This is a genomic window from Variovorax sp. GW821-FHT10D07 (assembly GCF_059415325.1).
The window spans coordinates 657,181-680,957 of sequence record NZ_JBWKMZ010000001.1 but is presented as its reverse complement, the minus strand read 5'-3'; the positions used below and the strand labels follow the sequence as shown (position 1 = coordinate 680,957).

Annotated in this window: 23 protein-coding genes; 14 read left to right on the top strand and 9 right to left on the bottom strand. The window is 70.7% G+C overall.

Annotation, left to right across the window (positions count from 1 at the left end):
• The first annotated feature begins 36 nt into the window (after positions 1-36).
• Positions 37-1,212, top strand: a complete 1,176-nt coding sequence (locus AC07PU_RS03165; protein ID WP_495315160.1) for a PDDEXK nuclease domain-containing protein — start codon at positions 37-39, stop codon at positions 1,210-1,212.
• 159 nt (positions 1,213-1,371) lie between these two features.
• Positions 1,372-2,979, top strand: a complete 1,608-nt coding sequence (locus AC07PU_RS03160; protein WP_495315158.1) for an MFS transporter — start codon at positions 1,372-1,374, stop codon at positions 2,977-2,979.
• 24 nt (positions 2,980-3,003) lie between these two features.
• Here AC07PU_RS03160 and AC07PU_RS03155 read toward each other — a convergent pair whose 3' ends face one another.
• Positions 3,004-3,705 (bottom strand): nitroreductase, encoded by a 702-nt coding sequence (locus tag AC07PU_RS03155; RefSeq protein WP_495315156.1) that lies wholly within the window; start codon positions 3,703-3,705, stop codon positions 3,004-3,006.
• Between the two features lie 252 nt (positions 3,706-3,957).
• Between AC07PU_RS03155 and AC07PU_RS03150 the strand changes: the two genes are divergently transcribed.
• The 9 genes from AC07PU_RS03150 to AC07PU_RS03110 are packed head-to-tail and all read left to right on the top strand — an operon-like array spanning position 3,958 to position 13,804.
• Positions 3,958-5,277 (top strand): Rieske 2Fe-2S domain-containing protein, encoded by a 1,320-nt coding sequence (locus AC07PU_RS03150; RefSeq protein ID WP_209539590.1) that lies wholly within the window; start codon positions 3,958-3,960, stop codon positions 5,275-5,277.
• The gene (locus tag AC07PU_RS03145) at positions 5,274-6,245 is read left to right on the top strand and encodes a PDR/VanB family oxidoreductase (protein WP_495315153.1); all 972 of its coding nucleotides are present in this window, start codon (positions 5,274-5,276) and stop codon (positions 6,243-6,245) included. Before AC07PU_RS03150 ends, AC07PU_RS03145 begins: the two co-directional genes overlap by 4 nt.
• Before the next feature lie 16 nt (positions 6,246-6,261).
• On the top strand, positions 6,262-7,011 hold the full coding sequence (locus AC07PU_RS03140; protein ID WP_495315151.1) for a FadR/GntR family transcriptional regulator: 750 nt from the start codon (positions 6,262-6,264) through the stop codon (positions 7,009-7,011).
• A 31-nt stretch (positions 7,012-7,042) separates the two neighbouring features.
• The gene (locus tag AC07PU_RS03135) at positions 7,043-8,023 is read left to right on the top strand and encodes a Bug family tripartite tricarboxylate transporter substrate binding protein (protein WP_495315149.1); all 981 of its coding nucleotides are present in this window, start codon (positions 7,043-7,045) and stop codon (positions 8,021-8,023) included.
• Between the two features lie 11 nt (positions 8,024-8,034).
• The gene (locus AC07PU_RS03130) at positions 8,035-9,327 is read left to right on the top strand and encodes a CaiB/BaiF CoA transferase family protein (RefSeq protein ID WP_495315147.1); all 1,293 of its coding nucleotides are present in this window, start codon (positions 8,035-8,037) and stop codon (positions 9,325-9,327) included.
• Positions 9,324-10,505, top strand: a complete 1,182-nt coding sequence (locus AC07PU_RS03125; RefSeq protein ID WP_495315145.1) for a thiolase C-terminal domain-containing protein — start codon at positions 9,324-9,326, stop codon at positions 10,503-10,505. The genes AC07PU_RS03130 and AC07PU_RS03125 overlap by 4 nt, the downstream gene beginning before the upstream one ends.
• Positions 10,502-10,957 carry a Zn-ribbon domain-containing OB-fold protein gene (locus AC07PU_RS03120; protein WP_495315143.1) on the top strand — a complete coding sequence of 152 codons (456 nt, stop codon included), beginning with the start codon at positions 10,502-10,504 and terminating at the stop codon, positions 10,955-10,957. Before AC07PU_RS03125 ends, AC07PU_RS03120 begins: the two co-directional genes overlap by 4 nt.
• Positions 10,950-12,698 (top strand): FAD-dependent oxidoreductase, encoded by a 1,749-nt coding sequence (locus AC07PU_RS03115; protein ID WP_495315141.1) that lies wholly within the window; start codon positions 10,950-10,952, stop codon positions 12,696-12,698. Before AC07PU_RS03120 ends, AC07PU_RS03115 begins: the two co-directional genes overlap by 8 nt.
• On the top strand, positions 12,695-13,804 hold the full coding sequence (locus AC07PU_RS03110; protein WP_495315139.1) for a CaiB/BaiF CoA transferase family protein: 1,110 nt from the start codon (positions 12,695-12,697) through the stop codon (positions 13,802-13,804). Before AC07PU_RS03115 ends, AC07PU_RS03110 begins: the two co-directional genes overlap by 4 nt.
• Before the next feature lie 15 nt (positions 13,805-13,819).
• Here AC07PU_RS03110 and AC07PU_RS03105 read toward each other — a convergent pair whose 3' ends face one another.
• The 3 genes from AC07PU_RS03105 to AC07PU_RS03095 are packed head-to-tail and all read right to left on the bottom strand — an operon-like array spanning position 13,820 to position 16,664.
• Positions 13,820-14,455 (bottom strand): aspartate/glutamate racemase family protein, encoded by a 636-nt coding sequence (locus tag AC07PU_RS03105; RefSeq protein WP_495315137.1) that lies wholly within the window; start codon positions 14,453-14,455, stop codon positions 13,820-13,822.
• Positions 14,452-15,357 carry a polysaccharide deacetylase family protein gene (locus AC07PU_RS03100; RefSeq protein ID WP_495315135.1) on the bottom strand — a complete coding sequence of 302 codons (906 nt, stop codon included), beginning with the start codon at positions 15,355-15,357 and terminating at the stop codon, positions 14,452-14,454. The genes AC07PU_RS03105 and AC07PU_RS03100 overlap by 4 nt, the downstream gene beginning before the upstream one ends.
• Entirely contained in the window at positions 15,354-16,664 is a 1,311-nt protein-coding gene (locus AC07PU_RS03095) for an MFS transporter (RefSeq protein ID WP_296782499.1), read from the bottom strand. Before AC07PU_RS03095 ends, AC07PU_RS03100 begins: the two co-directional genes overlap by 4 nt.
• 89 nt (positions 16,665-16,753) lie before the next feature.
• Here AC07PU_RS03095 and AC07PU_RS03090 point away from each other — a divergent pair, with 89 nt between their 5' ends.
• The 3 genes from AC07PU_RS03090 (at position 16,754) to AC07PU_RS03080 (ending at position 18,517) form a co-directional block, all read left to right on the top strand.
• On the top strand, positions 16,754-17,686 hold the full coding sequence (locus tag AC07PU_RS03090; protein ID WP_495315132.1) for a LysR family transcriptional regulator: 933 nt from the start codon (positions 16,754-16,756) through the stop codon (positions 17,684-17,686).
• A 113-nt stretch (positions 17,687-17,799) separates the two neighbouring features.
• A complete protein-coding gene (locus AC07PU_RS03085) occupies positions 17,800-18,072 on the top strand; it encodes a hypothetical protein (RefSeq protein ID WP_495315130.1) in 273 nt (90 codons plus the stop codon).
• Between the two features lie 4 nt (positions 18,073-18,076).
• The gene (locus AC07PU_RS03080; RefSeq protein WP_495315128.1) at positions 18,077-18,517 is read left to right on the top strand and encodes a hypothetical protein; all 441 of its coding nucleotides are present in this window, start codon (positions 18,077-18,079) and stop codon (positions 18,515-18,517) included.
• 24 nt (positions 18,518-18,541) lie between these two features.
• On the opposite strand, the gene AC07PU_RS03075 is transcribed toward AC07PU_RS03080, so the two are convergent.
• From AC07PU_RS03075 to AC07PU_RS03055, 5 genes are all read right to left on the bottom strand, one after another.
• Positions 18,542-19,513 carry a tripartite tricarboxylate transporter substrate binding protein gene (locus AC07PU_RS03075; RefSeq protein WP_093349327.1) on the bottom strand — a complete coding sequence of 324 codons (972 nt, stop codon included), beginning with the start codon at positions 19,511-19,513 and terminating at the stop codon, positions 18,542-18,544.
• Between the two features lie 109 nt (positions 19,514-19,622).
• Positions 19,623-20,558, bottom strand: coding sequence for a LysR substrate-binding domain-containing protein (locus tag AC07PU_RS03070; RefSeq protein WP_495315125.1), 936 nt, complete (start codon positions 20,556-20,558; stop codon positions 19,623-19,625).
• A 66-nt stretch (positions 20,559-20,624) separates the two neighbouring features.
• Positions 20,625-21,836 carry a CaiB/BaiF CoA transferase family protein gene (locus AC07PU_RS03065; RefSeq protein WP_495315123.1) on the bottom strand — a complete coding sequence of 404 codons (1,212 nt, stop codon included), beginning with the start codon at positions 21,834-21,836 and terminating at the stop codon, positions 20,625-20,627.
• 46 nt (positions 21,837-21,882) lie between these two features.
• Positions 21,883-22,689, bottom strand: a complete 807-nt coding sequence (locus AC07PU_RS03060; RefSeq protein WP_495315121.1) for an enoyl-CoA hydratase-related protein — start codon at positions 22,687-22,689, stop codon at positions 21,883-21,885.
• Positions 22,690-22,794: 105 nt separating this feature from the next.
• The gene (locus AC07PU_RS03055) at positions 22,795-23,772 is read right to left on the bottom strand and encodes a branched-chain amino acid ABC transporter permease (protein ID WP_495315119.1); all 978 of its coding nucleotides are present in this window, start codon (positions 23,770-23,772) and stop codon (positions 22,795-22,797) included.
• Between the last annotated feature and the right edge of the window lie 5 nt (positions 23,773-23,777).

Sequence of the window (23,777 nt, the reverse complement as noted above, 5' to 3'; positions counted from 1 at the left end):
GCATGCGGCGCAGCGGGCCTGGCCTATAGTGCACGCATGACCTTGCCCAGCGGCGAAGCTGCCGACTACGCATCCTTCATCGAGGCGCTCAAGGAGCGTGTCGCGGCGGCCCGCCAGTCCGCGGCCCGCGCGGTCAATCACGGCCTGATCGCCTTGTACTGGGACATCGGCGAAGCCATCCTCCACAAGCAGCAGGCGCAAGCCTGGGGCGAGGCCGTGGTGGAACGCATCGCCCGGGACCTGCGCGCGGCCTTTCCCGGCACACAAGGTTTCTCGGCACGCAATGTCTGGGACATGCGGCGCATGGTCGAGGCTTACAGCGAGCCCGGATTTCTGCGACAGCTTGTCGCAGAAAGTTCCAAGGACAAGGCCTCGGGCCGAAGCATCGAACGCTCCGCCGACAAGCAGAAACCCGGGATCTTCGGCGGCAACGAACCTCTGCGACAACTCGTCGCAGAAATCCCCTGGGGCCATCATCTCCAGATCCTGGGCAAGACCGACGACCCGGCGCAGCGCCTCTACTACCTGCGCGCCAGCGCGGCGCTGGGCTGGAGCCGCAACATTCTGCTCAACCAGATCAAGGCCGGCGCCTGGGAACGCTCGCGCGCGGAGGGCAAGAGCCACAATTTCCCGCGGGTGCTGCCACCCGCCATGGCCGAGCAGGCCGAAGAGGTCCTCAAGAGCAGCTACAGCCTCGAGTTCCTGGGCATCCGCCAGGCGGTGAAGGAACGCGAGCTGGAAACCCGGCTCCTCGACAGGCTGCGCGACTTCATCCTCGAACTGGGCTACGGCTTCTGCTTCATCGGCCGCCAGCACCGCCTCGTGCTGGGACGCAAGGAATACTTCATCGACCTGCTCTTCTACCACCGCTTCCTCAAAGCCCTGGTCGCCGTGGAACTGAAGGTCGGCTCCTTCGAACCCGAGTACGCGGGCAAGATGGACTTCTATCTCAACCTGCTCAACGACAGGGAGCGCGCGCCCGGCGACGCTCCGTCGATCGGCATCATCCTGTGCGCCGAGAAGGACAACCTGGAGGTCGAGTTCGCCTTGCGCAGCAAGACCAATCCTATCGGCGTGGCGGAGTACCAGTTGCAGGCCGCCCTGCCGGCGGAATTGCGCGGCAAGCTGCCTTCGGTGCGCCAGCTCCAGCAGGTGGTGCGCGGTGCGCTGCCGCCTCCGGTCGCTACACAGAAGCGACGCGACAAAGACTGAGCGGCGCCGCCGGTTCGCTACGAGGTCACTCCTCGACCCAGCGCGCGGCGTCGCCGACGGCCGCGCGCGAGGTGCGGAAACCGTTGGCCGGGCGCGCCGCGAGCGGGCCGGCGCATGCATCTATATGATTTGCCTCGCCCGCCGCCGATCGCCCCGCGCTTGAATCCCAGCAATCCCACCGCCCCGAACGCAGCCTCGCTCTGGAGTCCGCTCGCCCAGCCCGCCTTCCGCGGGCTCTGGGGCGCCGGCAGCCTGTTCTTCGTCGGCAATGCGATGCAGAACATGGCGGCTTCGTGGCTGATGATCGAGCTCACGGCCTCGTCCTTCCTCTCGGCGCTGGTCCAGACCGCCTCCTTCCTGCCGATGTTCCTGCTGTCGCTGCCCGCCGGCGTGCTGGCCGACACCATCGACCGCCGGCGGCTGATGCTGCGCATCCAGGGCGTCTACGGGCTCGCCGCGCTGACGCTCACGCTGCTCGCGCTGGCCGGCTGGATCGGCCCGGGCGGGCTGCTGTTCTTCACCTTCCTGCTCGGCGTGTGCACGGCGCTGCAGTCGCCCTCGTGGAATTCCGCCGTCAGCGACACGGTGGCGCGCACCGAACTGCCGCTGGCCATCACGCTGGTGTCGATGACCTTCAACGGCGCGCGTGCCGTCGGCCCCGGACTCGCGGGCGTGCTGTTCGCGCTGACCGGCGGCGCCGCCGTGTTCGCGGTGGCGGTGCTGACCGCCTTCGGCATGAGCTGGGCCACGCGGCGCTGGCCGCCGCGGCCGCCCTCGCCCGGGCGCCTGCCGGCCGAGCGGCTGTGGGGCGGCATGCTCAGCGCGCTGCGCTATGCGCGCCATTCGCCCGCGATCTTCGCGCAGCTGGTGCGCACGGCCGGCTTCAGCGGGCTCGGCTCGGCCCTGTGGGCCCTGCTGCCGGTGATCGCGCAGCAGCGGCTCGGGCTGGGCGCGGCGGGCTACGGCCTGCTGATGGCCTGCCTCGGCACGGGCGCCGTCGCCGCCGGCTTCTTCGTCGGGCGCATCCGTTCGCGCTTCTCGCTCGATGCGCTGGCCGCCGGCTGCTGCCTCGTGTTCTCGAGCGCGATGCTGGTGGGCGCGCTCTCGACCTGGCGGCCGCTCGTGTGCGCCAGCTTCGTGCTCGGCGGCGCGGCCTGGATGACGATGATGTCGACCTTCAACGCCGCGACCCAGACCAGCGCGCCGTCTTGGGTGCGCGCGCGCGCCGCGTCGATGCACACGCTGTGCTCGCTCGGCGCCTTCGCGCTCGGCTCCGCGCTGTGGGGCGCGATGTCATCGCTGATCGGCCTGAGCGCGGCGCTGTGCCTGTCGGCCGCGGGCATGCTCGCGAGCATCGCGCTGGCGCGGCCGTATCCGCTGCGCATGGGCGCGGACGACGAGGTCACGCTGGCGCCGCTGCACGAGGAGTTCTCGGTGCAGCACGAACCCGAGTTCGAGGCCGGGCCGGTCGCCGTCGAGGTGGTCTACCGCATCCGCGATGCCGACGCGCGGCGCTTCCTCGATGCGGTGCAGCAGCTCGCGGTGCCGCGCAAGCGCGACGGCGCCACCTTCTGGCGCGTCTACCGCGACCTCGACGACCCGAGCCGCTACGTCGAACGCTTCATCGTCACCTCGTGGGCCGACTACCTGCGCCAGCGCGCGCGGGCCACCGTCGCGCGCCACGAGCTGGAGGCGCTCGCGCGCAGCTTCCAGGTGCCGGAGGAGCCGGTGCTCACGCGACACTACCTGGCCGAACGCAGCCCCTGAGCGCGGGCCGCGCCGCCATCCAGATCAGTCCTCCACCCAGCGGGCAGCATCGCCGACGGCCGCGCGCGAGGTGCGGAAACCGTTGGCCGGGTGTGCCGGGTCCTCATAGCCGAAGGAGATTCCGCAGACCACCTGGCGGTCGTCCGGGATGTCGAACCAGCGGTGCAGGAACTTCGCGCGCGAAGCGAGCGCAGCCTGCGCGATGCTCGCCACGCCGCGGCTGCGCGCGGCCAGCATGAAGTTCGACACGTAGGCGCCGCAGTCCAGCGCGCCATAGGCGCCGAGCGCGGCATCGGTGTGGATCAGCGCCACGTGCGGCGCGCCGAAGAACGAGAAGTTCAACAGGCCCTGGCGCGCCGAGGCCTCGCGGTCGCCATGGGCGATGCCCACGCTGTCGTAGAGCTGGAAGCCGCATTCGCGGCGGCGCTCGCGGTAGACGCCGCGGTATTCGGCGGGCGGCGCGATCTCGAAACCCTGGTCGACCAGCGCCTCGGGCGTGGCCATCGCCGCGCGCAGGCGCTCGGTGGCGGCCGCGCCGGTCACGACCACCTGCCAGGGCTGCGAGTTGCACCACGAGGCCGTGCGCTGGGCGGCGCGCAGGATCGCGTCGACGACGTCGCGCGGCACCGGGTCGGCGAGGTAGCCACGGCAGCTGTAGCGCGCGTCGAGCACGGTGTCGAGGGCCGCGGCGAGATCCGGCGCGGGAACGGGCGGGGAAGTGGTCATGGCTCGGGCAACGGGATGAAGACGAGGGAGCCTAACCGTGCCGGCGCGCTCGCGCTGGCGACGCGGCGAAAGACATGCGCGACGGCGGCCACCTCGCTCGCTTCGACCATCTATGGTTGATCCATTCACAAGGTTATTGAGACAAAAGCTTTGCATCGCGCAGGCTCGAATTTAGCATTGGTCCTACCAATCTGGTCATCCAAGGTGGTCCACCACGCCGGATGGCCCTGCCCCACAAGGAAAACCGCAGCCATGCTCTCGCAAGAAGACAACGAAACCCTCGTGCGCGTCGGCGCCGGCACGCCCATGGGCGAGCTGATGCGCCTCTACTGGATCCCCTTCCTGCCCAGCCGCGACCTCGAGACCGACGGCCAGCCGCAGCGCGTGCGCCTGCTTGGCGAGGAGCTGATCGCGTTCCGCGACAGCGAGGGCCGCGTCGGCCTGATCGACCATGCCTGCCCGCACCGCGGCGCGCCGCTGGTGTTCGGCCGCAACGAGGACTGCGGCGTGCGCTGCATCTATCACGGCTGGAAGTTCGGTGTCGACGGCCGCGTGCAGGACACGCCGGCCGAGCCCGCGCAGAGCCGGCTCAAGGACACGGTCACGATCAAGAACTACCCCTGCCGCGAGCGCAACGGCATCGTCTGGACCTACATGGGGCCCGACCGCGAGAACCCGCCGCCGCTGCCGAACCTCGAGTGGAACCTGGTGCCCGAGGAGAACGTGTACGTGAGCTTTCGCGTACAGGAATGCAACTGGCTGCAGGCCGTGGAGGGCGAGATCGACTCGGCCCACGCGCCGATCCTGCACGGGCGCATCGACCAGCAGGGCGCGATCAGCGACTGGACCGCGAAGAAGGACCTGCGTCCCACCTTCGAATGCAAGCGCCAGGACTTCGGCATGAGCGTGGCCTCCAAGCGCGTGCTCGACGAGAACACGCATTACTGGCGCGTCAACCAGTTCCTACTTCCCTTCTACACGCTGGTGCCGCCGCAGTCGAACTACCCCGAGCTCAGCGGCCACGCCTGGGTACCGCTGGACGACCACCACACGCTGTGCATCATGTTCTCGTACACGCCGGCGCAGAAGTTCTACGAGAAGACGCGCAAGCTGTTCGACAACGGCCACGGCGGCCGCGAGACCGGCCACCCGAGCATCAACGCCTATGCGCCGCGCCCGGCCACCGAGCCCTTCGCGAAGTACTGGACGAAGTTCAACCTGCAGAGCGCCTTCCTCTTCAACTACGACGCGCAGACCAAGACCTGGTTCTCGGGCCTGCCCGGCCTGTGGGTGCAGGACGCGGCCTGCCAGTCGGGCGTGGCGCCGATCTACGACCGCTCGAAGGAGCACCTGGGCATGAGCGACACCGGCATCGCGATGACGCGGCGCCTGCTGCTCGAGACGGTGCGCAACCTGTCGGTGCGCCAGCAGCGCCCGCCGCGCATCGAGGACCCCGACCTGCCGATGGTGCGCGCGGTATCGCTCACGCTGCCGGCCGGCGAGGCCTGGAGCGAATCGGGCCGCGAGCTGATGACCGCGCGCCTGGGCGCCGACTTCGGCTACACGCCATGAGCCTGGGCAACCCCGCGCCGCTGGACCTGTGCCTGCGCCAGATCCGGCTGGAGGCACGCGGCATCGCGTCGTACGAGTTCGTGTCGGCCGACGGCCGGCCGCTGCCGCCGTTCACGGCCGGCGCGCACATCGACCTGCACCTGCCGCGCGAGATGATCCGCAGCTATTCGCTGCTCAACGCGCCCTCGGACGCCGTGCGCTACGTGGTGGCGGTGCAGCGCGACGCGCAGGGCCGCGGCGGCTCGGCCTGGATGCATGCGCAGCCGCGCGTGGGCGACCGCATCCGCGCCAGCCTGCCCGGCAACGACTTCGCGCTGGCCGAGGAGGCTGCGCACTCGGTCTTCATCGCCGGCGGCATCGGCATCACGCCGATCCTGTCGATGCTGCACCGGCTCGAGGAACTGGGCCGGCGCTGGCAGCTGCACTACGCGGGCCGCTCGCCCAAGGAGACCGCCTTCGCCGACACGCTGCGCGCCATGCAGGGCGGACGCGGCCGCGGCGAGGTCGAGTTCTGCTTCGGCGACTCGCGCGCCGAGCGGCTGGACATCGCGGCCATCGTGCGCAACGCGCCCGCCGGCGCGCACCTGTACTGCTGCGGCCCGGCGCGCATGATCGATGCCTTCGTCGAGGCCTGCGCCGGCCGGCCCGCGCACACGGTGCACTTCGAGCGCTTCGCCGCCGGCAGCGCGGCCGCCACCGAGGGCGGCTACGAGGTGGTGCTCGAGCGCAGCGGCCAGCGCCTCGCGGTGGCGCCGGGCAAGACCATCCTCGACACGCTGCTCGACAACGCGATCGACGTGCCCTATGCCTGCAGCGCCGGCGTGTGCGGCACCTGCCGCACGCGCGTGATCGCGGGCGAGCCCGACCATCGCGACGACTACCTGGATGCGCAGGAGAAGCAGTCGAACGAGGCCATCATGATCTGCTGCTCGGGCTCGCGCTCGAAGACGCTGGTCCTGGACCTCTGAGGCAAGGGAGCAGTCCATGACGACCCGGCTCGACACCACGGCGGAACCGCAGGAGGCCAGTGCCTCCAACGCGGCGGGCGCGGGCAACGGCGCCATCGCCGGCATCCTCGCCTATCTGCGCGACCGGCGGCTGCAACCGGGCGACCGGCTGCCCTCCGAGCGCGATCTCGCCGAGCGCCTCGGCGTCGGCCGCAACGCGGTGCGCGAGGCGCTGGCCACGCTGGTCACGCTGCGCATCGTCGAATCGCGGCCCAACTCGGGCATCTACCTGCGGCACGTCGAGCGCGAAGGCAGCTTCGAGGCGCTGGTGATGCTCACCGACATGGGCGCCGTGCCCACGCCGGTGGAAGTGACAGAGACGATGGAGGTGCGCGGCCACCTCGAGGTGCTGGCCGCGGGCCTGGCCTGCCAGCGCCGCACCGAGGCCGACCTCGCGCGCATGGAAGCCGTGCTGCAGCGTACCGAGCAGGTGCTGGCCGAGGGCGGCAACATCGCCGCGGCCGACACCGAGTTCCACGTCGCGCTGGTCGATGCCACCCACAACTCGGTGCTGGTGCGCGTGCTGCATGCCTTCTACCGCTTCACCGGCCGGCGCCGCGAGGCGATGTTCGCCGACACGGTACAGGGCCGCGCCTCGCTGCTCGACCACCGCCGCCTGCTCGGCCACATCCGCGCGCGCGACGCGGCCAAGGCGCAGTTGCTGATCCTGCGCCACATGGACCGCGCGCGCAGCTACTGGTCGAGCGTGCTCGGCGCCACGGATTGACACGACACCCACGAACCCAAGGAGACACCCGATGACGACCACTTCCCTCCACCGCCGCGCGCTGCTGGGCGCCGCCTGCGCCACGCTCGCGCTCGGCGCCCTGCCCGCCTGGGCACAGGGCGGCTACCCGAACAAGCCTATCCGCATGATCGTGCCCTATGCGGCCGGCGGCAGCACCGACCAGCTCGCGCGCGCCATCCAGCAGTCGATGAGCGAGACGCTGGGCCAGACCGTGATCGTCGAGAACAAGCCCGGCGCGGGCGGCACCATCGGCACCGACTACGTGGCCAAGGCCGCGCCCGACGGCTACACGCTGGTGTTCGGCAACACCGGCCCGAATGCGGTGGTCTCGCTGATGCGCAAGGTGCCCTACGACGAGCTCAAGGACCTGCGCCCGATCTCCACCGTGGCGATCACGCCGATGATCCTGGCCGTGCCCGCCGACAGCCCGGCGAAGACGCTGAAGGACTTCCTCGCCTATGCGAAGAAGAACGGCAACGCGCTCAACGTCGGCTCGGTCGGCAACGGCTCGCTGTCGCACCTGACGGCCGAGTACTTCAACGAGGCCGCGGGCCTGCGCATGCAGCACATCCCCTACAACGGCGGCGCGCCGATGATGACCGCCTTCGCCGGCGGCCAGCTGCAGGCCGCCTTCGTCACCGGCCTGGACGGCGCCACGCTGGTGAGCTCGGGCCGGGTGCGCTACCTGGCCGTGGGCACGCCCAAGGCCACCGACACCGTGCCCGGCCTGCAGGCCATCGCCGACGAGGTGCCGGGCTTCCGCAGCTCGGCCTGGTTCGGCGTGCTCGCGCCGAAGGACACGCCCGACGAGATCGTCACGAAGCTGCACGACGCGATCGTGACCGCGGTCGCGCGGCCCGAGGTGCGCAAGATGTTCTCGGTGCGCAACGTCGAGGCGCGCAGCAGCACGCCGCAGGAGCTCGAGAAGCTCATCCGCGACGAGATGGGCCAGTGGGGCCCGGTCGTGCGCAAGGCCAACATCCAGATGTGAGAACCGCCTCCATGCTTGAAAACCTGGAATCCGATTTTCCCGAGCACCAGCCGCGCCCCGCGGGCGCGCCGCAGGCGCTGGCCGGCATCAAGGTGGTGGACTTCACCCACTTCATCGCCGGCCCCTTCGCCACCATGATCCTGGCCGACATGGGCGCCGACGTGATCAAGATCGAGGCGCCCGGGCGCGGCGACGACTTCCGCCAATACCCGCCGGTGCACCCCGAGCTCGCGCAGGGCGCGCCCTTCCTCTGGTCGAACCGCAACAAGCGCAGCGTAGCGCTGGACCTGAAGACGCCCGAGGGCCTGGAGGTGGCGCGCGCACTGATCGCGAGCGCCGACGTCGTGGTCGAGAACTTCTCCACCGGCGTGATGGAGCGCTTCGGACTCGACTACGAGAGCTGCCGCAAGGCCAACCCCGAGCTCGTCTACTGCTCGGTGTCGGCCTACGGCCGCGAGGGCGCCTTCGCCGACCGCCTGGGCTTCGATCCGATCGCGCAGGCCGAGAGCGGCTTCGTCTCGATGAACGGCTATGCCGACCGACAGGGCGTGCGCGCGCTGTCGCCGGTGATGGACATCAGCACCGCGATGATGGCGGGCAACGCGATCCTCGGCGCGCTGGTGGCGCGCGAGCGCACGGGCCGCGGGCAGGCGGTGGAGGTGGCGCTGTTCGACAACGCGGTGCTGATGACCGGCTATGCGACGCTGCAGCACGTGTTCAGCGGCGCCGAGCCGCAGCGCCACGGCAACACCAGCCCCGACACCTGCCCCTCGGGCGTGTTCGAGGCCCAGGACGGCTCGTTCTACATCAACTGCGGCAACAACAAGATCTTCCAGCGCCTGATGACGCAGGTGCTCGAGCGGCCCGACGTGGCCGCGGACCCGGCCTATGCCAGCGGCCGCGAGCGCTCGCAGCGGCGCGAGCTTCTGTTCGCGCTGCTCGGCGAGGCCTTCGCGAAGCAGCCCTGGTCGCACTGGCAGTCGCGCATGCGCGCGGCCGGCGTGCCCTGCGGCCAGGTGCGCTCGGTCGGCGAGGCCATCCGCTCGCCCGAGGCGCGCGAACGCCGGCTGGTGACGCGCATTCCGCATCCGCAGGTGGGCTGGGTGCCGAACATGGCGCTGCCGATCCGCTATTCGCGCACGCCGATCGCCGACCCGGTGGCCGCGCCCACCGTCGGCCAGCACACGCAGGAGGTGCTGCGCGAGGCGCTGGGCTACGACGAGCAGCGCTTCGCGGCGCTCGCGCGCGCCGGCGCCTTCGGCCCGCCCGCCGAGCGGCACGAACCCGCCGGCACGCCGGCATGACCAGCCGCACGCTGCGCGGCCGGGTCGCCGTGGTCGGCATCGGCGAGACCGCCTACTACCGCCACGGCCAGTCGCCCGACGCGGAGTTCAAGCTCGCGCTCAAGGCCATCCTCGCCGCCTGTGCCGATGCGGGCCTCGATCCGCGCGAGATCGACGGCTTCGCCTCGTACAGCGACGACCGCAGCGAGGCCTCGCGGCTGGCGGCCGCGCTGGGCATCCACCGCCTGCGCTCGGCCACCATGCAGTGGGGCGGCGGTGGCGGCGGCTGCGCGGCCGCGGTGGCCAACGGCGCGGCCGCCATCGCGGCCGGCCTGGCCGACTGCGTGATTGTGTTCCGCGCGCTCGCGCAAGGCCAGCACGGGCGCTTCGGCCAGGTCGGCGGCATCGACACCATCTCCGGCGAGAAGGCCTACCTCATGCCCCATGGCGTGCTCTCGCCGCCGCAGCGCTTCGCGATGCGCGTGCGGCGCTTCATGCACGAACACGGCGTGCGGCAGGAGGCGCTGCGCGCCATCGCGCTCGCCTCCTACCACCATGCGCAGGCCAATCCACGCGCCGTGATGCACGGCAAGCCGCTCGACGCTGCGAAGTACGACGCCTCGCGCTGGATCGCCGAGCCCTTCCACCTGTACGACTGCTGCATGGAGAACGACGGCGCCGCCGCGATCGTGCTGGTGGCGGCCGAGCGTGCGAAGGATTTCGCGCACAAGCCCGCCTACCTGCTCGGCGCGGCCTCGGGCTCGGGCTTTCGCGCCGGCGCCCATCCGCACAATGCGCCGCGCTATGCGAGCGCGGGCTTCGACACCGTGGCACCCGATCTCTACGCCATGGCCGGCATCGCGCCGGCCGACGTGGGCGTGGTGCAGAACTACGAGAACTTCACCGGCGGCGTGGCGATGGCGCTGGCCGAGCACGGCTTCTTCGAACCCGGCGAGGCCAATGACTTCCTCACGCTCGAGAACCTCGTCGCCCCCACGGGCCGGCTGCCGCTGAACACCAGCGGCGGCAACCTCGCCGAGTGCTACATGCACGGCTTCGAGCTGGTGCTCGAGGCGGTGCGCCAGGTGCGCGGCAGCTCGACCAGCCAGGCGGCGCGCAGCGACGTGGCGCTGGTGATCGGCGGCCCCATGGTCACGCCCGCGAGCGACCTGCTGCTGGGATCGGAGAACGTGCTGTGAACGAGACGAACGACGAGAAGCGCTACCTGCCCGCGGGCCTGCCGATCCCCGTGTCGGAGCCCGACGGATTGTCGGAACCCTACTGGCAAGGCCTGCGCGAGGGCGTGCTGCGCGTGCAGCGCTGCGCCCACTGCGGCACCTGGCAGTTCGGCCCCGAGTGGATCTGCCACCGCTGCCATGCCTTCGATCCCGCCTGGGTGGACGTCGCGCCGCGCGGCCGCATCTACAGCTGGGAGCGCGTGTGGCATCCGGCGCATGCGGCACTCAAGGAGCATGGCGCCTACCTCGTGGTGCTGGTCGAACTGCCCGGGGCCGGCAACGTACGCATGGTCGGCAACCTGCTCGGCGATTCGATGCAGGCGGTGGAGATCGGCGCCGAGGTCGAGGGCGTGTTCGAACACCATCCGGATGCGCAGCCGCCGTACGCGCTGCTGCAGTGGCGGCGTGCCTGAGTCCGCGCGCACCGAAGGCCCGAAAGGCCATACCTGCGACCTGCTCGTGATCGGCGCCGGCGCGGGCGGCATGAGCGCCGCGCTCTCGGCAGCGCTCATGGGCCTCGACGTGGTGCTGTGCGAAGCCGGTGAACAGGTCGGCGGCACCACCGCCACTTCGGCCGGCACGCTGTGGGTGCCCGGCAATGCGCAGGGCGCTGCCGCGGGCTTTGCCGACTCCGCCGCCGAGGCCGCGCGCTATCTCGACGCAATCCTCGGCGAGGACGATCCGCGCGGGCTGCGCGCCGCCTATCTCGCGAGCGCCCCCGAGGCGATCGCCTTCCTCGAGGCCCGTTCGGAACTGCGCTTCGCCTCGGCCGGCCGCCATCCCGACTATCTCGCGCTGCCCGGCGCTGCCGTGGCGGGACGCGCGCTCTCGCCGCTGCCCTTCGACGGCCGGCGGCTGGGCCGCGACTTCGAGCGCATCCGCGCGCCGATGCCCGAGTTCATGGTGCTCGGCGGCATGATGGCCAACAAGGCCGACGTGCAGGCCCTGGCCTACCGCTGGCGCAGCATCGCGAACTTCCGCCATGCCGCGCGGCTGGTGCTGCGCCATGCGCGCGATCGGCTCACGCATGCGCGCGGCACGCGCCTGGTGCTGGGCAATGCGCTCGTCGCGCGGCTGTACTTCAGCCTGCGCCAGGCCGGTGTGCCGGTGCGCTTCGGCATGCGGCTGCGGCAACTCGATATCTCGGCGGGCCGCGTCACGGGCGGCGTGTTCGACCACGAGGGATCGACGCGGCGCATCGCGAGCCGCCTCGGCGTGGTGCTCGCCACCGGCGGTGTCGGCCATCATGCGGCGTTGCGCGCCCAGCTGGCGCCGGCCGGCGTGTCGCCGCGCACGCTGCGGCCGCAGTCCTTCGAAGGCAACCGCGGCGAGGGCCTCGATGCCGCGCTGCGGGCCGGGGCGCGGCTCGAACGCCATCGGGGCGACTTCTTCTGGCAGCCCGTCTCGCTGGCACCGCGCGCCAACGGCGAACCCGGCCTGTTTCCGCACCTGTACCTCGACCGCGCCAAGCCCGGGCTGATCGCGGTCGACACCGACGGGCGCCGCTTCGTCGACGAGAGCGCTTCGTACCACCACTTCGTCGAGGCCTTGCTAGCGCGCATGCGCCCCGGCGCATCGACGCCGCCGGCCTGGCTGGTCTGCGACGCGGCCTTCGTACGCGCCTACGGCCTCGGCACGATCCCGCCCGACACGCGCGCGAGCGCGCTGCGGCGGCACGAGGCATCGGGCTATCTCGTGCTCGCGCACGACATCGACGCACTGGCCACGCAGCTGGGCATCGATGCGCGCACGCTGGCCGCCACCGTCGCGCGCCACAACCGCCATGCAGAAACCGGCGAGGACCCGGACTTCGGCAAGGGCAGCACCGAGCTCGGCCGCTTCAACGGCGATGCGGCGCATGCGCCCAACCCCTGCCTCGGCCCGATCGCGCAAGCGCCGTTCTGCGCGCTGGCGGTCTGGCCCGGTGAAGCCGCATCGAGCGCGGGCCTGGCCACCGATACCGACGGGGCCGTGCTCGACACGAACGGGCAGCCCATCGCGGGCCTCTACGCCTGCGGCAACGACATGGCCTCGATCATGCGCGGCGCCTATCCGGGGCCGGGCATCACGCTCGGGCCCGCGATCGTGTTCGGCTGGCGCATCGCGCGGCATGTGGCACGACGCAACCCCCACACACCTTCCTCCCCACGATGAATCCCACCTCCACTCCCCACGAGGCCAGCGGCCCGCTCGCCGGCCTGCGCGTGGTCGAATTCGCCGGCCTCGGGCCCGCGCCCTTCGCCTGCATGCTGCTGTCGGACATGGGCGCCGACGTGATCACCATCGACCGCCCCGCGCGCCGCCTCGGCGACCGCAGCGACATCACGGGCCGCGGCCGCACCGTGGTGCTGGCCGACCTCAAGGACCCCGGCTCGCGCGAGGAGGTGCTGGGCCTGCTGGCACGCGCCGACGTGCTGGTCGAGGGCTTCCGGCCCGGCGTGATGGAACGCCTGGGCCTGGGCCCCGACGAGGCGCTGCGGCGCAATCCACGGCTGGTCTACGGCCGCATGACGGGCTGGGGCCAGCACGGCCCGCTCGCGCAGGCCGCGGGCCATGACATCAACTACATCGCGCTGACCGGCGCGCTGCATGCCATCGGCCCGGCCGGCGGCGCGCCGATGCCGCCGCTGAACCTCGTGGGCGACTACGGCGGCGGCAGCCTCTACCTCGTCGTCGGCCTCCTGGCCGCGCTGCTCGAAAGCCGGCGCTCGGGGCAGGGCCAGGTGGTCGACGCGGCCATCGTCGACGGCGTGAACTCGCTGATGAGCCTGTTCGCCACCAGCGCGATGCGCGGCACCTTCTCCGAGGAACGCGGCACCAATGCGCTCGACGGCGGCGCTCCCTACTACGGCAGCTACGCCACTGCCGACGGCCGCCATGTCTGCATCGGGCCGATCGAGCCGCAGTTCTTCGCCGAGCTGTGCGAGCGCCTGGGCGTCGACCCCGCGCTGCGCGATGCGCAGCACGACCGCGCGCGCTGGCCCGCGCTGCGCGCCGAGTTCGAGCGCTTGTTCCTCACCCGCTGTCGCGACGAATGGGCCGCGCTGTTCGACGGCAGCGATGCCTGCGTCGCGCCCGTGCTCGCGCTGAGCGAAGCGCCCGCGCATCCGCACCAAAGTGCGCGCGAGGCCTTCGTCGATGTGGAAGGCGTGCGGCAGCCGGCACCGGCGCCGCGTTTCTCGCGCACGCCGTCGCGGGTGCAGGGGCCGGCGGCGCGCGAGGCGACGCCGGCTGCGCGGGTTCTCGCGCGCTGGGACTGAGCGGGCGTCGGCGCTTCAGCCCTCGCCGAGCCAGGCGAGCAGGTCCGCCACCGGATCGATCACCTGCCGCATACCGGCATCGCGCAGGCCCGCGGCGAGCCCGATACCAACCACGCCAACCACGAAAACCGGCTGCCGCCCACCGAAGCCCTCGCAGCGCTCGCGCAGCGCATCCAGCCCGATCTCGGGCTGCGCGGCGATGACGGCCGGCGCGAGATCGATCACCTGCCAGCCGTCGATCACGCACGCATGGCCGGTCGCCTCGAAGGCTGCCTCGTAGAGCGCCGTCATGCCGCGGTCGAAGGTCACGATGTCGAGCCGATGCCCGAGCTTCCGGTGCAGCGCCAGCACGCTGCGCGTGAAACCATGGGCCGCATCGCCGAAGCGCTCGCGCACGATCTCGTAGCCCGTGTCGACCGACGACATGGCCACCACCCGGTCGAAGCCTTCGCTCAGGCCCGGCAATGCACGCGCCAGCGCCGCCTCGGCCCGCGCGTTGTCGGCGGCTGAGCCGATGATCCGTGGCGCCGCCTCGACTTCGGCTGCAGCCCAGCACCCGGACGGCCAGCCGCCACGCGCGATGTGGCGCCGCAGCGTGGCCGTGATCTCGCGGCTCGAGTTCGGATTGAGGAACAGCGTCCTCGCCGTCATGGCGTGGCCGGAAAGCGATGCCGCCAGAACTGCGCGATGTCGCGCCGCCGGCAGAACCAGACATCGGGGAATTCGGAGGCCGCGAGCAGGAACTCGCGCAGCGCCTCCGTGCGCCCGGGCCGCCCGGCCAGACGCAGGTGCAGGCCGATCGACATCATCGACGCCTGCCGGCGACCTTCGCGCCGCAGGCAGGCGAGCGTGCGCCGCAGGTGGTCGGTGAAGTCGTCGGGCGTGTCGAAGCCCGGCGCCGAGGCGAAGCGCATGTCGTTGCAGTCGAAGCTGTAGGGCAGCACCAGATGCGGCTTGTCCCCGACGCGCGTCCAGTACGGCAGGTCGTCGTTGTAGGCATCCGAGTCGTACTGCAGCCCCTGCTCGACGGCCAGCGCGCGCGTGCGCGGGCTGACGCGGCCGGTGTACCAGCCGACCGGGCGTTCGCCGCACAGGCGTTCGAGCACGTCCAGCGAACGGGCCATGTGCGCGCGCTCGGTCGCCTCGGGCACCTCGTCGTAGTCGATCCATCGCGCGCCGTGCGAGACCACCTCGTGCCCGGCCTCGACGATCGATCGCGCGGCCTCGGGATGCTTCTCGAGCGCGCCCGACACCGCGAAGTAGGTGGCCGGCACCCGGCATTCGGCGAGCAGGTCGAGGATGCGCCAATGGCCGGCCCGGCTGCCGTACTCGTAGTGCGACTCCACCACCAGGTTGCGGCGCCCGGCGCGCGCCGTCGCGCCCGACACGTCGCTGTTGAGCACCTCCGAGAAAGTATCGCCCTCGAGCACGCAGTTCTCCGCGCCCTCCTCGTAGTTGACGACCACGCTGAGCGCGACGCGTCGCCCACCCGGCCATTCGAAGTCCGGACGCGCGCGCCCGTAGCCGATGAAGTCGCGCACCGCCTCGCTCATCGCTGCACCTTCGCCTTCGCCACGCAGACCCCGATCAGCAGCAGGCCGAGGGTGCAGTAGATCGAGATCGACAGCGGGCTGTCGAAGCGGTCGAGCAACCAGACGCAGATGCTGGGCGCGAGCGCGCCGCCGAAGACCCCCGCGAGCTGGAAGCCCAGCGATGCGCCCGTGCACCGCACCCTGGACTCGAACATGTCGGGGATGAAGGCCGCGAGCGGCGCCCACAGCGAGGCCTGGCAGACCATGCCGATCACCGAGGCGAGCACCACCAGCGAGGGATTGCGCGTCTCCAGCAGCGGGAAGTACGCGAACGACCAGACGATCGAGGCGGCCACGCCGAGCAGCAGCATGGGCTTGCGGCCGAAGCGGTCGGACAGCGCGCCGAACAGCGGGATCGCGACCACGCCGACCGCCGCGCCCCACAGCACGGCGTTCAAGGCCACCTGCCGCGGCAGGCCGAGCCGGTTCGGCACGTAGATCAACAGCAGCAGCGAGAACACATACCAGATGACGCCCTCGCCGGCCCGCACCCCGATCGCCAGCAGCACCTGGCGCCAGTGCTTGCGCAGTGTCTCGGCCAGCGGCGCCTCGGCCTTGTGGTCGCTCTTCTCGAGGCTCTTGAAGACCGGGGATTCCTCGATCGTGCGGCGGATGAAGTAGCCGATGCCCACGAGCAGGATGCTCGCGAGGAAGGGCACGCGCCAGCCCCAGTCCATGAACTGCGCGTCGGTGGTGACCGTGTTCATGAAGCCGAACATCGCATTGGCGATCAGCACGCCGATCGGGCTCGCGACCTGCACCAGGCTGCCGTAGAAGCCGCGGCGGCGCCCGCTGGCATCGAACTCGTTGACCATCAGCGCCGCCCCGCCCCATTCGCCGCCCAGCGCGAGCCCTTGGGCGAAGCGCAGCACCGCCAGCAGCAGCGGCGCGAGCAGCCCGACGTGCTCGTAGGTCGGCAGCAGCCCGATCAGGAAGGTCGACAGGCCCATGACCAGCAAGGTCGAGACCAGCACGAAGCGCCGCCCGAGCTTGTCGCCCAGCGAGCCGAAGATCGCGGCCCCCACCGGCCGCGCGACGAAGGCGATGCCGTACGACAGCAGCGACAGGATGGTCGCGACGAAGGGATCGGTCTGCGGGAAGAACAGCTTCGGAAACACCAGCGCCGCCGCCGTGCCGAAGACGAAGTGGTCGTAGAACTCCAGCGTGGTGCCGACCAGGCTCGCGGCGGCGACACGACGCGGACTGGTCGAGGATGCGGGCCGGTCTTCGGCGCGCGGGGCCGTGTTCGCCGTGGCGGATGTCGTCATGGGGATGCTCCTGATCGATGGACGGCGCCATTGCAGCACCGGCTCAATGCTTGGACAATCAGAATGATCCGAACGATTATTCGCCAAAGATGAATATTACGCTGCGCCAGATCCGCGCCTTCCTCGCGGTGGCCGAGGTCGGTGCCTTCGCGCGCGCGGCCGAGCGCATGCACCTCTCGCCCTCCGCGTTGTCCACGCTGGTCAAGGAACTCGAGGAGCAGATCGGGCTGCGGCTGTTCTACCGCAGCACGCGCGTGGTCCAGTTGACCGAAGCGGGCGCCGAGTTCCTGCCGCTGGCGCGCAAGGCGCTCGAGGACCTCGAGGCCGCCGTCGCCGGGTCGCGCGCGCTGGCCGAGGTCAAGCGCGGCCGGGTCACGGTGGCCGCCTCCATCGTGATCGCGGCCACGCTGCTGCCCTGGGTGATCCAGTCGTTCCAGCAGCGCCATCCGGGTATCCAGTGCATCCTCAAGGACGGCTTCGAGGAGACCATCCGCGACCAGGTGCGCCGCGGCGAGGTCGACCTCGGCGTCGGCACGCTGGTCGAAGGCGAGCCGGGGCTGACGGAGGTCACGCTCTACCAGGACCATCTGGTGGCGCTGGTGCCCGATGGCCATCCGCTCGCGGAGCGCGGCGCCGTCACCTGGCGCGAGCTCGCCAAGCATCCGCTGATCAGCCTGTCCGACCAGAGCCCGTCGCGCGCGCTGGCCGACGCGGCCTTCGATTCCGTCGGCCTGCGACCGGTGCCCGCGCATGTCGCGACCTTCTCCTCCACGCTGATCAGCATGGTGGCCGCGGGCATGGGCGTGGCCGCGCTGCCGGTCAACGTGCGCCAGCTCTCGCGCCGCACCGGCGTGCAGATGCGGATGCTGGTGCGGCCGACGGTCAAGCGGAACATGGGCGTCTATTCGCGCAGCGACGCGGAGCTGACGCCGGCGGCGAACGCCTTCCTGAAACACATGCAGGCGTTCGTGAAATCGAAGGGGAGCCTGCCGGACGAGGCGGCCGAAGCCGCCGCGCATTGAAAACCGCATCGAAGAGCGAAAGACGTTTCCGCTGTGTCAATCTGTTCCAGGCCGTTGACGCCCGCGCGACCCCGTCGCTACATTCGTTCGACCCCCTCCCCAGAGCACACCCATTGCACGGCCCCCTCCCCTACGTCCTCGCAGCCATCGCCATCGCGGTCCTCGCGGGCGACCTGGCCGCAACGGTCGTGGTGCTGCGCAGTGATTTCTACTCGGGCCGGCAGCGCGCATGGCAGCTGGCCCTGGTATGGCTCATCCCCATCGTCGGCGCCGCCTGCTGCCTGAGCTTCGCGGCCATCCACAGGCGCGCGATCCCCAAGCCTTCTGATGCATTCCCCGGCTCCGATACCTACAACCTGCCCGGTGGTGAAGCCAACAGTTTCTGAACCCGTGCGGCGCCTTGCCAGTGCCACCCTTCTGCTCGCGATGTTCGCCTGCCCGCCAGCGCTGGCGCAGACGCCTTCGCGCGATCTCCCGCCATCCATCGGGCCCGACCACAGCGCATCGCTGACGGTGGAAGACTTCCTGCGCGGCGCGCAGGTGCTCGGCGAGGTCGGTCCCGAGCGCGCCGAGCAGAACGCCGACTACGTGGCGGCGATCCGCGGGCTGGCGAACATCGGCGACAACTACCGCACCGATGTGCTCAAGGCCAGGGCCGCGGGCACCACGATCGACAGCTGCCCCGGCAAGTCCGCGAAGATCACCACCGACACGCTGATCCCCTTCCTGCTGAGGCTGCCGCCCGAACAGCGGACGATGCCGATGGAGCAGGCGTTCCGGCTGCACATGCGCGAGCTCTACCCATGCCCCGGGAAGGGCGCAACGCGGTAACCGCAAGCTCGCCCGATCGAGCGCCTACTCGGGCTTGATCCCCTGCTCGCGCACCACGCGCGTGAACTGCACGATCTCCTGCGAGACCAGCTTGTCGAGCGCCTCGGGCGACCCGCCGATCACGCGCCCGGCCTGGGTTTCCATGCGTGCCTTGACCTCGTTGTCGGCCAGGGCCGCGAGCGTGGCCTGGTGCAGCTTGTCGACCACGGCCTGCGGCGTGCCGTGCGGCACGAAGGTGCCGATCCAGGTGTCGGATTCGTAGCCCGGCACCGATTCCGCGATGGTCTGCACCTCGGGCAGCAGCGGCGAGCGCTCCTTCGAGGTCACGGCGATCGCCTTGAGCTTGCCGCTGCGGATGTGCGGCAGCGCGCCGCTCAGGGTGCCGAACACCGCGGGCACCTGGTTGCCCACCACGTCCGCGATCGCGGGTCCCGCGCCGCGGTAGGGAATGTGCTGCAGCGAGAGCTTGGCCATCGACTGCAGCAGGCCGCCCGCGAAGTGGCCCGGCGAGCCGATGCCGCCGGTCGCGTACTGGCGGTACCGCGGATCGCGCTGGCCCAGCGCGATCCACTCCTTGAGATTGCTGGCCGGCACCGACGGATGGACCGCGAGCACCTGCGGCAGCGCACCGATCAGCGTGACCCCGCGCAGGTCGCGCTCGGTGTTGAAGGGCAGCGAGGGGTACAGGGCCTGGTTGATGCTGTGCGAGGAGACGGTGAACAGCACCGTGTAACCGTCGGGCGCGGCCTTCGCGACGTAGTCGGTGGCGATCGATCCGCCAGCGCCGGGCTTGTTCTCCACGATGACCGTCTGGCCGAGCTTCTCGCTCATCTTGGCGTTGAGCGAGCGCGCGATGGTGTCGGAGCCGCCACCCGGCGCGAAGGTCACGATCAGGCGCACGGGTTGGCGCGCGGGATAGTCGGGCTGCGCGCCCGCCAGCAGGGGCATGGCGATCAGCGCCCAGGATACGAGCCGTGTGGCCCTGAGGATGTTCATGGTGTCTCCGTCGATTTGTGCAGTCGACTGTAGGGACGGCCTCCCGAACTGAACACTACGAAATCCTGCTACCGGTATAGCGCCGACCGATGGCGCCGCACGCACGCGCTCAGCTGCCGGCCACCAGCCGCGCCCCGTCCCAGCGGCGGGAGCGCACCAGCTCGCGCACCACGCTCACGATCAGTGCGTGCACGCAGGCGGCGGCGGGCTGCAACCGGTTCAGGCGCGAATGCGCGAGCGTCGCGCGGCGCACGATCTGCGGCTCGATCGGGGTCTGGCGCAGCAACTGCGCGGCGGCATGCCAGGCCAGCGCCGAATGCGGGATCACGGTGCCCGCGCCGCCCTGCGCGACCATGGCCAGCACGGTGTGGATCGAGCTCGCCTCGGCCTTGATCTGCGGCGCCACGCCCGCCTCGGCGAAGGCGCGGTCGACCAGGTCGCGCAAGGTGGTGACCTGTGTCGTGAGCATCAGCGGCACGCTGGCCACCGCCCGCAGGTCGATGCTGCGGCCCGCGCGCACCAGCGGCTTGCGGCGCGGCTGCACGAAGTACAGCGGCTCGTCCACCAGCGGCACGGCCTCGATGCCGGGCAGCGCCACGTCGTCGACCAGCACGCTGAGCTCGACGCGCTCGTTGATCAGGTGCGCCGCGAGGAAGGTGCTGGGGCTCTCGTAGACCTCGAGCACGATCTGCGGATGGCGCTCCTCGAGCGCGGCGATCAGCGGCCCGACCAGCACCATCGCGATGCTCGACGGCAGCCCGAGCCGCACGCGCCCGCTCAGGCCCGCGTCCGACGCCTTCACCACGTTCTTCGTGTCGCCCGCGAGCTTGAGGATCTGCTGCGCATGGCGGTACAGCGCCTGTCCCGCATCGTTCGGCGTGACGCCCTTGACGCTGCGCTGCAGCAGCTGGGTGCCGAGCTCTTCCTCGAGCTGGGTCATCTGCTGGCTCAGCGCGGGCTGGACGATGTGGACCAGCGCCGCCGCGCGCGAGAGCGAGCCGCTGTCGACGATCGCGACGAAGTAGCGCAGCTGGCGTATTTCCATGGCGAGAAGGGGTGATGGCCGCCCGGGCGCGGGGGCAGGCCGATGGTGGAAAGAAGGGGGCCGAACTCAGCCGAGCCCGTGTTGGCTCACGACACCGTCGGCGAGCCAGGCGTCGATCCGCTCGCGACCATAGCCGAAATCCCGCAGCACTTCGACCGTGTGTTCCCCGAGCAGCGGTGGCGGCAGGCGCACGCTGCCCTCGCGCAAGCCGTCGATGCGCACCGGGTTGCCGACCTGCCGCATGGGCCCGATGACGGGATGGGTGAACTCCTCGACCAGCCCGCAGTGCTGCACCTGCGGATCGGCGAACACGTCGGCGATGTCGTTGATCGGCCCCGCCGGAATGCCCAGCGCGACCATCTGCGCGGTCCAGGCCGCGCGCGGCTGCGTGCGCAGGCGTTCCTCGAGCAGCTCCTTGAGCGCGATGCGGTGCTGCATGCGCGCCGCGTTGTTGACGAAGCGCGGATCCGACAGCAGCGCCTCCAGGCCGAGCAGGCGCGCGATCTTCACCCATTGCTCCTGCGTGGCGCCACCGATGTTCAGCGGCCCGTCCTGCGCCTCGAACACGCCGTACGGCGCGATCACCGGATGCACGTTGCCCACCGGCGCCGGCACCTCGCCGAGCGACAGGTAGCGCTGCCCCTGCACGCTGAGCAAGCCGACCAGGCTCGCGAGCAGCGAGGTCTCGACCTTCTGGCCCTGGCCGCTGGCCTGGCGCTGGATCACCGCCGCCAGGATGCCCATGGCGGTCCACATGCCGGAGGTGAGATCGCCGATCGCCACGCCCACGCGCTGCGGGCCGGACTCGGGCGTGCCCGTGAAGCTCATGAAGCCCGAGAAGCCCTGCGCGATCTGGTCGAAGCCCGGCCAGTGGCCCTTGGGGCCGTCGCTGCCGAAGCCGGTGATGCTGCCGTGGATCAGCCCGGGGTTCAGCGCCATGAGCTCGGCCTGGCCCATGCCCATCTGCGCCATCACGCCAGCGCGGAAGTTCTCCACCAGGATGTCGGCCTTCGCTGCCATCTCGCGCACGATCGCCAGGCCCTCGGGGTGGCGAAAGTCCAGCGCCAGGCTCTTCTTGTTGCGGTTGCCAGAGAGGTAGTAGACGCTGGTGTCCTCGGCGAAGGGTCCCCACTGGCGCACCATGTCGCCGTGCGGCGCCGGCTCGATCTTCACGACCTCAGCGCCGAAGTCGCCGAGGATCATCGAGCAGAACGGGCCGGACAGCGCCCGCGAGAGGTCGAGCACGCGGAGGCCCGCGAGGGGCAGCGCTTGGGTCATGAGCAGCTTTCTTGAGAGGCGATCGGCACGGTGCCGGTCAGGGTTGCTAGCGGCCGATGAATTCGGGATGGGTCTTCTCGCGGAAAGCGCGCAGTCCCGTGCGGTAGTCCTGCGTGTCCGCGAACGCATAGCTCGCCAGGCGCTCTTCCCGCGTCACGGGACTCGGGTCTTCCATCAGCCGGCGCAGCTGCCGCTTGAGCGCGCGAACCGCCAGCGGCGCGCTCTGCGCGACGGCCTCGGCGGCCGCCTGGGCGCGCCGCTCGACATCCGCATCGTCGACCACGTCGGTCAGCAGGCCCTTGGCCCACGCGGTCTGTGCATCGAGCATGCGGCCTTCGAACAGCAGCTCGGCCGTGAGCGCGGGACCGGCGAGCCGGTAGAGCCATTCCATCTCGCCGAGCGCGAGCGGAAAGCCCAGCAGCCGGATCGGGATGCCGAGGCGGGCGCCGCGGCCCGCGATACGCAGGTCGCAGACCGAGGCGATCTCCAGGCCGCCGCCCGCGCAGGCGCCCTCGATCAGCGCGATCACCGGCACGGGCAGGTCGTGGATGGCGCGCAGGGCACCGGACACGCACTGCTCGTGAAACTCCGTCACCTGCTCGCGCGTGGCACGCACCTGCTCGAACTCCGAGATGTCGGCGCCGGCCGCGAAGTTGCCCGCCGCACCGCGCAGCACCACGCAGCGCAGCGTCTCGCTTTGCCGCAGGTCGGCGAACACCGCCCGCAGCGCCTCCCACATCGCCACCGTCAGCGCATTGCGCCGGCCGGGGTTCTCGATGGTGACCGTGGCGATGAAGCCCGATTGCGACAGCCCGATGCGGCCAGGGGCGCGAAGGCCTTGTTCTTCATTCATGTGGCACGGATCCTAGGATCCGCGCGCGGCGCCGAAAACTACAACGTATTGATACCACCATAGGTTTTTCTGATGGCATCGTCGCTGGGCGCGCGCTCGGGCCGGCTACGGGCGGCGCCGTTCCATGAACGCCACCACCTCGCCCATGATCCCCTTGCGGAAGGCCAGCACGCACACCACGAAGATCAGGCCCGTGACCATGGTCACCGACTCGCCCAGCGTGTTGAACCACTCGATGGTGGTGAGGCGCGCGAGCAGGCTGCCGAACTCGCCGAGCTTGTTCTCCAGCAGCACGACCACGGCCGATCCCACCAGCGGGCCCGACAGCGTGCCGAGTCCGCCCACCAGCGTCATCAGCACGACCTGGCCCGACGCGGTCCAGTGCACGTCGGACAAGGTGGCGAAGCCCAGCACCAGCGTCTTGAGCGAACCCGCGAGGCCCGACAGCGCCGCCGAGATCACGAAGGCCAGCAGCTTGAAGCGGCTGACGTCGTAGCCCAGCGAGAGCGCGCGCGGCTCGTTCTCCTTGATGCCCTTGAGCACCTGGCCGAACGGCGAATGCACGGTGCGCACGATCAGCAGGAAGGCCAGCACGCACACGGCGAGCGCGACGTAGTACATCGTGAGGTCGTTGCCCAGGTCGAGCAGGCCGAACAGCTTGCCGCGCGGCACGCCCTGCAGGCCGTCCTCGCCACCGGTGAACCTCGCCTGCAGCGCCACGAAGAACATCATCTGCGCGAGCGCCAGCGTGATCATCGCGAAGTAGATGCCCTGGCGGCGGATCGCCAGCGCACCGAAGACCCAGCCGAGCAAGGCACCGGTGAGCGTGCCCGCGAGCAGGCCGAGCTCGGGCGTCAGGCCCCAGGCCTTCATGGCCTGGCCCGCGACATAGGCCGAACAGCCCAGGAACGCCGCGTGCCCGAAGGACAGCAGGCCGGCGAAGCCCAGCAACAGGTTGAAGGCGGCCGCGAACAGCGCGAAGCACAACAGCTTCATCACGAACACCGGATAGGCGCCGAGGAAAGGCGCGAGCAGCAGCCCGGCGAGCAGCAGCGGATAGAGGACGAGAGAGATCTTCTTCATGACCG

Excerpts from the sequence above, each read along its gene's own strand:
- AC07PU_RS03075 (WP_093349327.1), bottom strand. The coding sequence starts at position 19,513 with ATGAACATCCTCAGGGCCACACGGCTCGTATCCTGGGCGCTGATCGCC.
- AC07PU_RS03100 (WP_495315135.1), bottom strand. The coding sequence starts at position 15,357 with ATGAGCGAGGCGGTGCGCGACTTCATCGGCTACGGGCGCGCGCGTCCG.
- AC07PU_RS03060 (WP_495315121.1), bottom strand. The coding sequence starts at position 22,689 with ATGAATGAAGAACAAGGCCTTCGCGCCCCTGGCCGCATCGGGCTGTCG.
- AC07PU_RS03135 (WP_495315149.1), top strand. The coding sequence starts at position 7,043 with ATGACGACCACTTCCCTCCACCGCCGCGCGCTGCTGGGCGCCGCCTGC.
- AC07PU_RS03145 (WP_495315153.1), top strand. The coding sequence starts at position 5,274 with ATGAGCCTGGGCAACCCCGCGCCGCTGGACCTGTGCCTGCGCCAGATC.
- AC07PU_RS03155 (WP_495315156.1), bottom strand. The coding sequence starts at position 3,705 with ATGACCACTTCCCCGCCCGTTCCCGCGCCGGATCTCGCCGCGGCCCTC.
- AC07PU_RS03055 (WP_495315119.1), bottom strand. The coding sequence starts at position 23,772 with ATGAAGAAGATCTCTCTCGTCCTCTATCCGCTGCTGCTCGCCGGGCTG.
- AC07PU_RS03110 (WP_495315139.1), top strand. The coding sequence starts at position 12,695 with ATGAATCCCACCTCCACTCCCCACGAGGCCAGCGGCCCGCTCGCCGGC.
- AC07PU_RS03140 (WP_495315151.1), top strand. The coding sequence starts at position 6,262 with ATGACGACCCGGCTCGACACCACGGCGGAACCGCAGGAGGCCAGTGCC.
- AC07PU_RS03070 (WP_495315125.1), bottom strand. The coding sequence starts at position 20,558 with ATGGAAATACGCCAGCTGCGCTACTTCGTCGCGATCGTCGACAGCGGC.
- AC07PU_RS03125 (WP_495315145.1), top strand. The coding sequence starts at position 9,324 with ATGACCAGCCGCACGCTGCGCGGCCGGGTCGCCGTGGTCGGCATCGGC.
- AC07PU_RS03090 (WP_495315132.1), top strand. The coding sequence starts at position 16,754 with ATGAATATTACGCTGCGCCAGATCCGCGCCTTCCTCGCGGTGGCCGAG.
- AC07PU_RS03150 (WP_209539590.1), top strand. The coding sequence starts at position 3,958 with ATGCTCTCGCAAGAAGACAACGAAACCCTCGTGCGCGTCGGCGCCGGC.
- AC07PU_RS03105 (WP_495315137.1), bottom strand. The coding sequence starts at position 14,455 with ATGACGGCGAGGACGCTGTTCCTCAATCCGAACTCGAGCCGCGAGATC.
- AC07PU_RS03130 (WP_495315147.1), top strand. The coding sequence starts at position 8,035 with ATGCTTGAAAACCTGGAATCCGATTTTCCCGAGCACCAGCCGCGCCCC.
- AC07PU_RS03165 (WP_495315160.1), top strand. The coding sequence starts at position 37 with ATGACCTTGCCCAGCGGCGAAGCTGCCGACTACGCATCCTTCATCGAG.
- AC07PU_RS03095 (WP_296782499.1), bottom strand. The coding sequence starts at position 16,664 with ATGACGACATCCGCCACGGCGAACACGGCCCCGCGCGCCGAAGACCGG.
- AC07PU_RS03065 (WP_495315123.1), bottom strand. The coding sequence starts at position 21,836 with ATGACCCAAGCGCTGCCCCTCGCGGGCCTCCGCGTGCTCGACCTCTCG.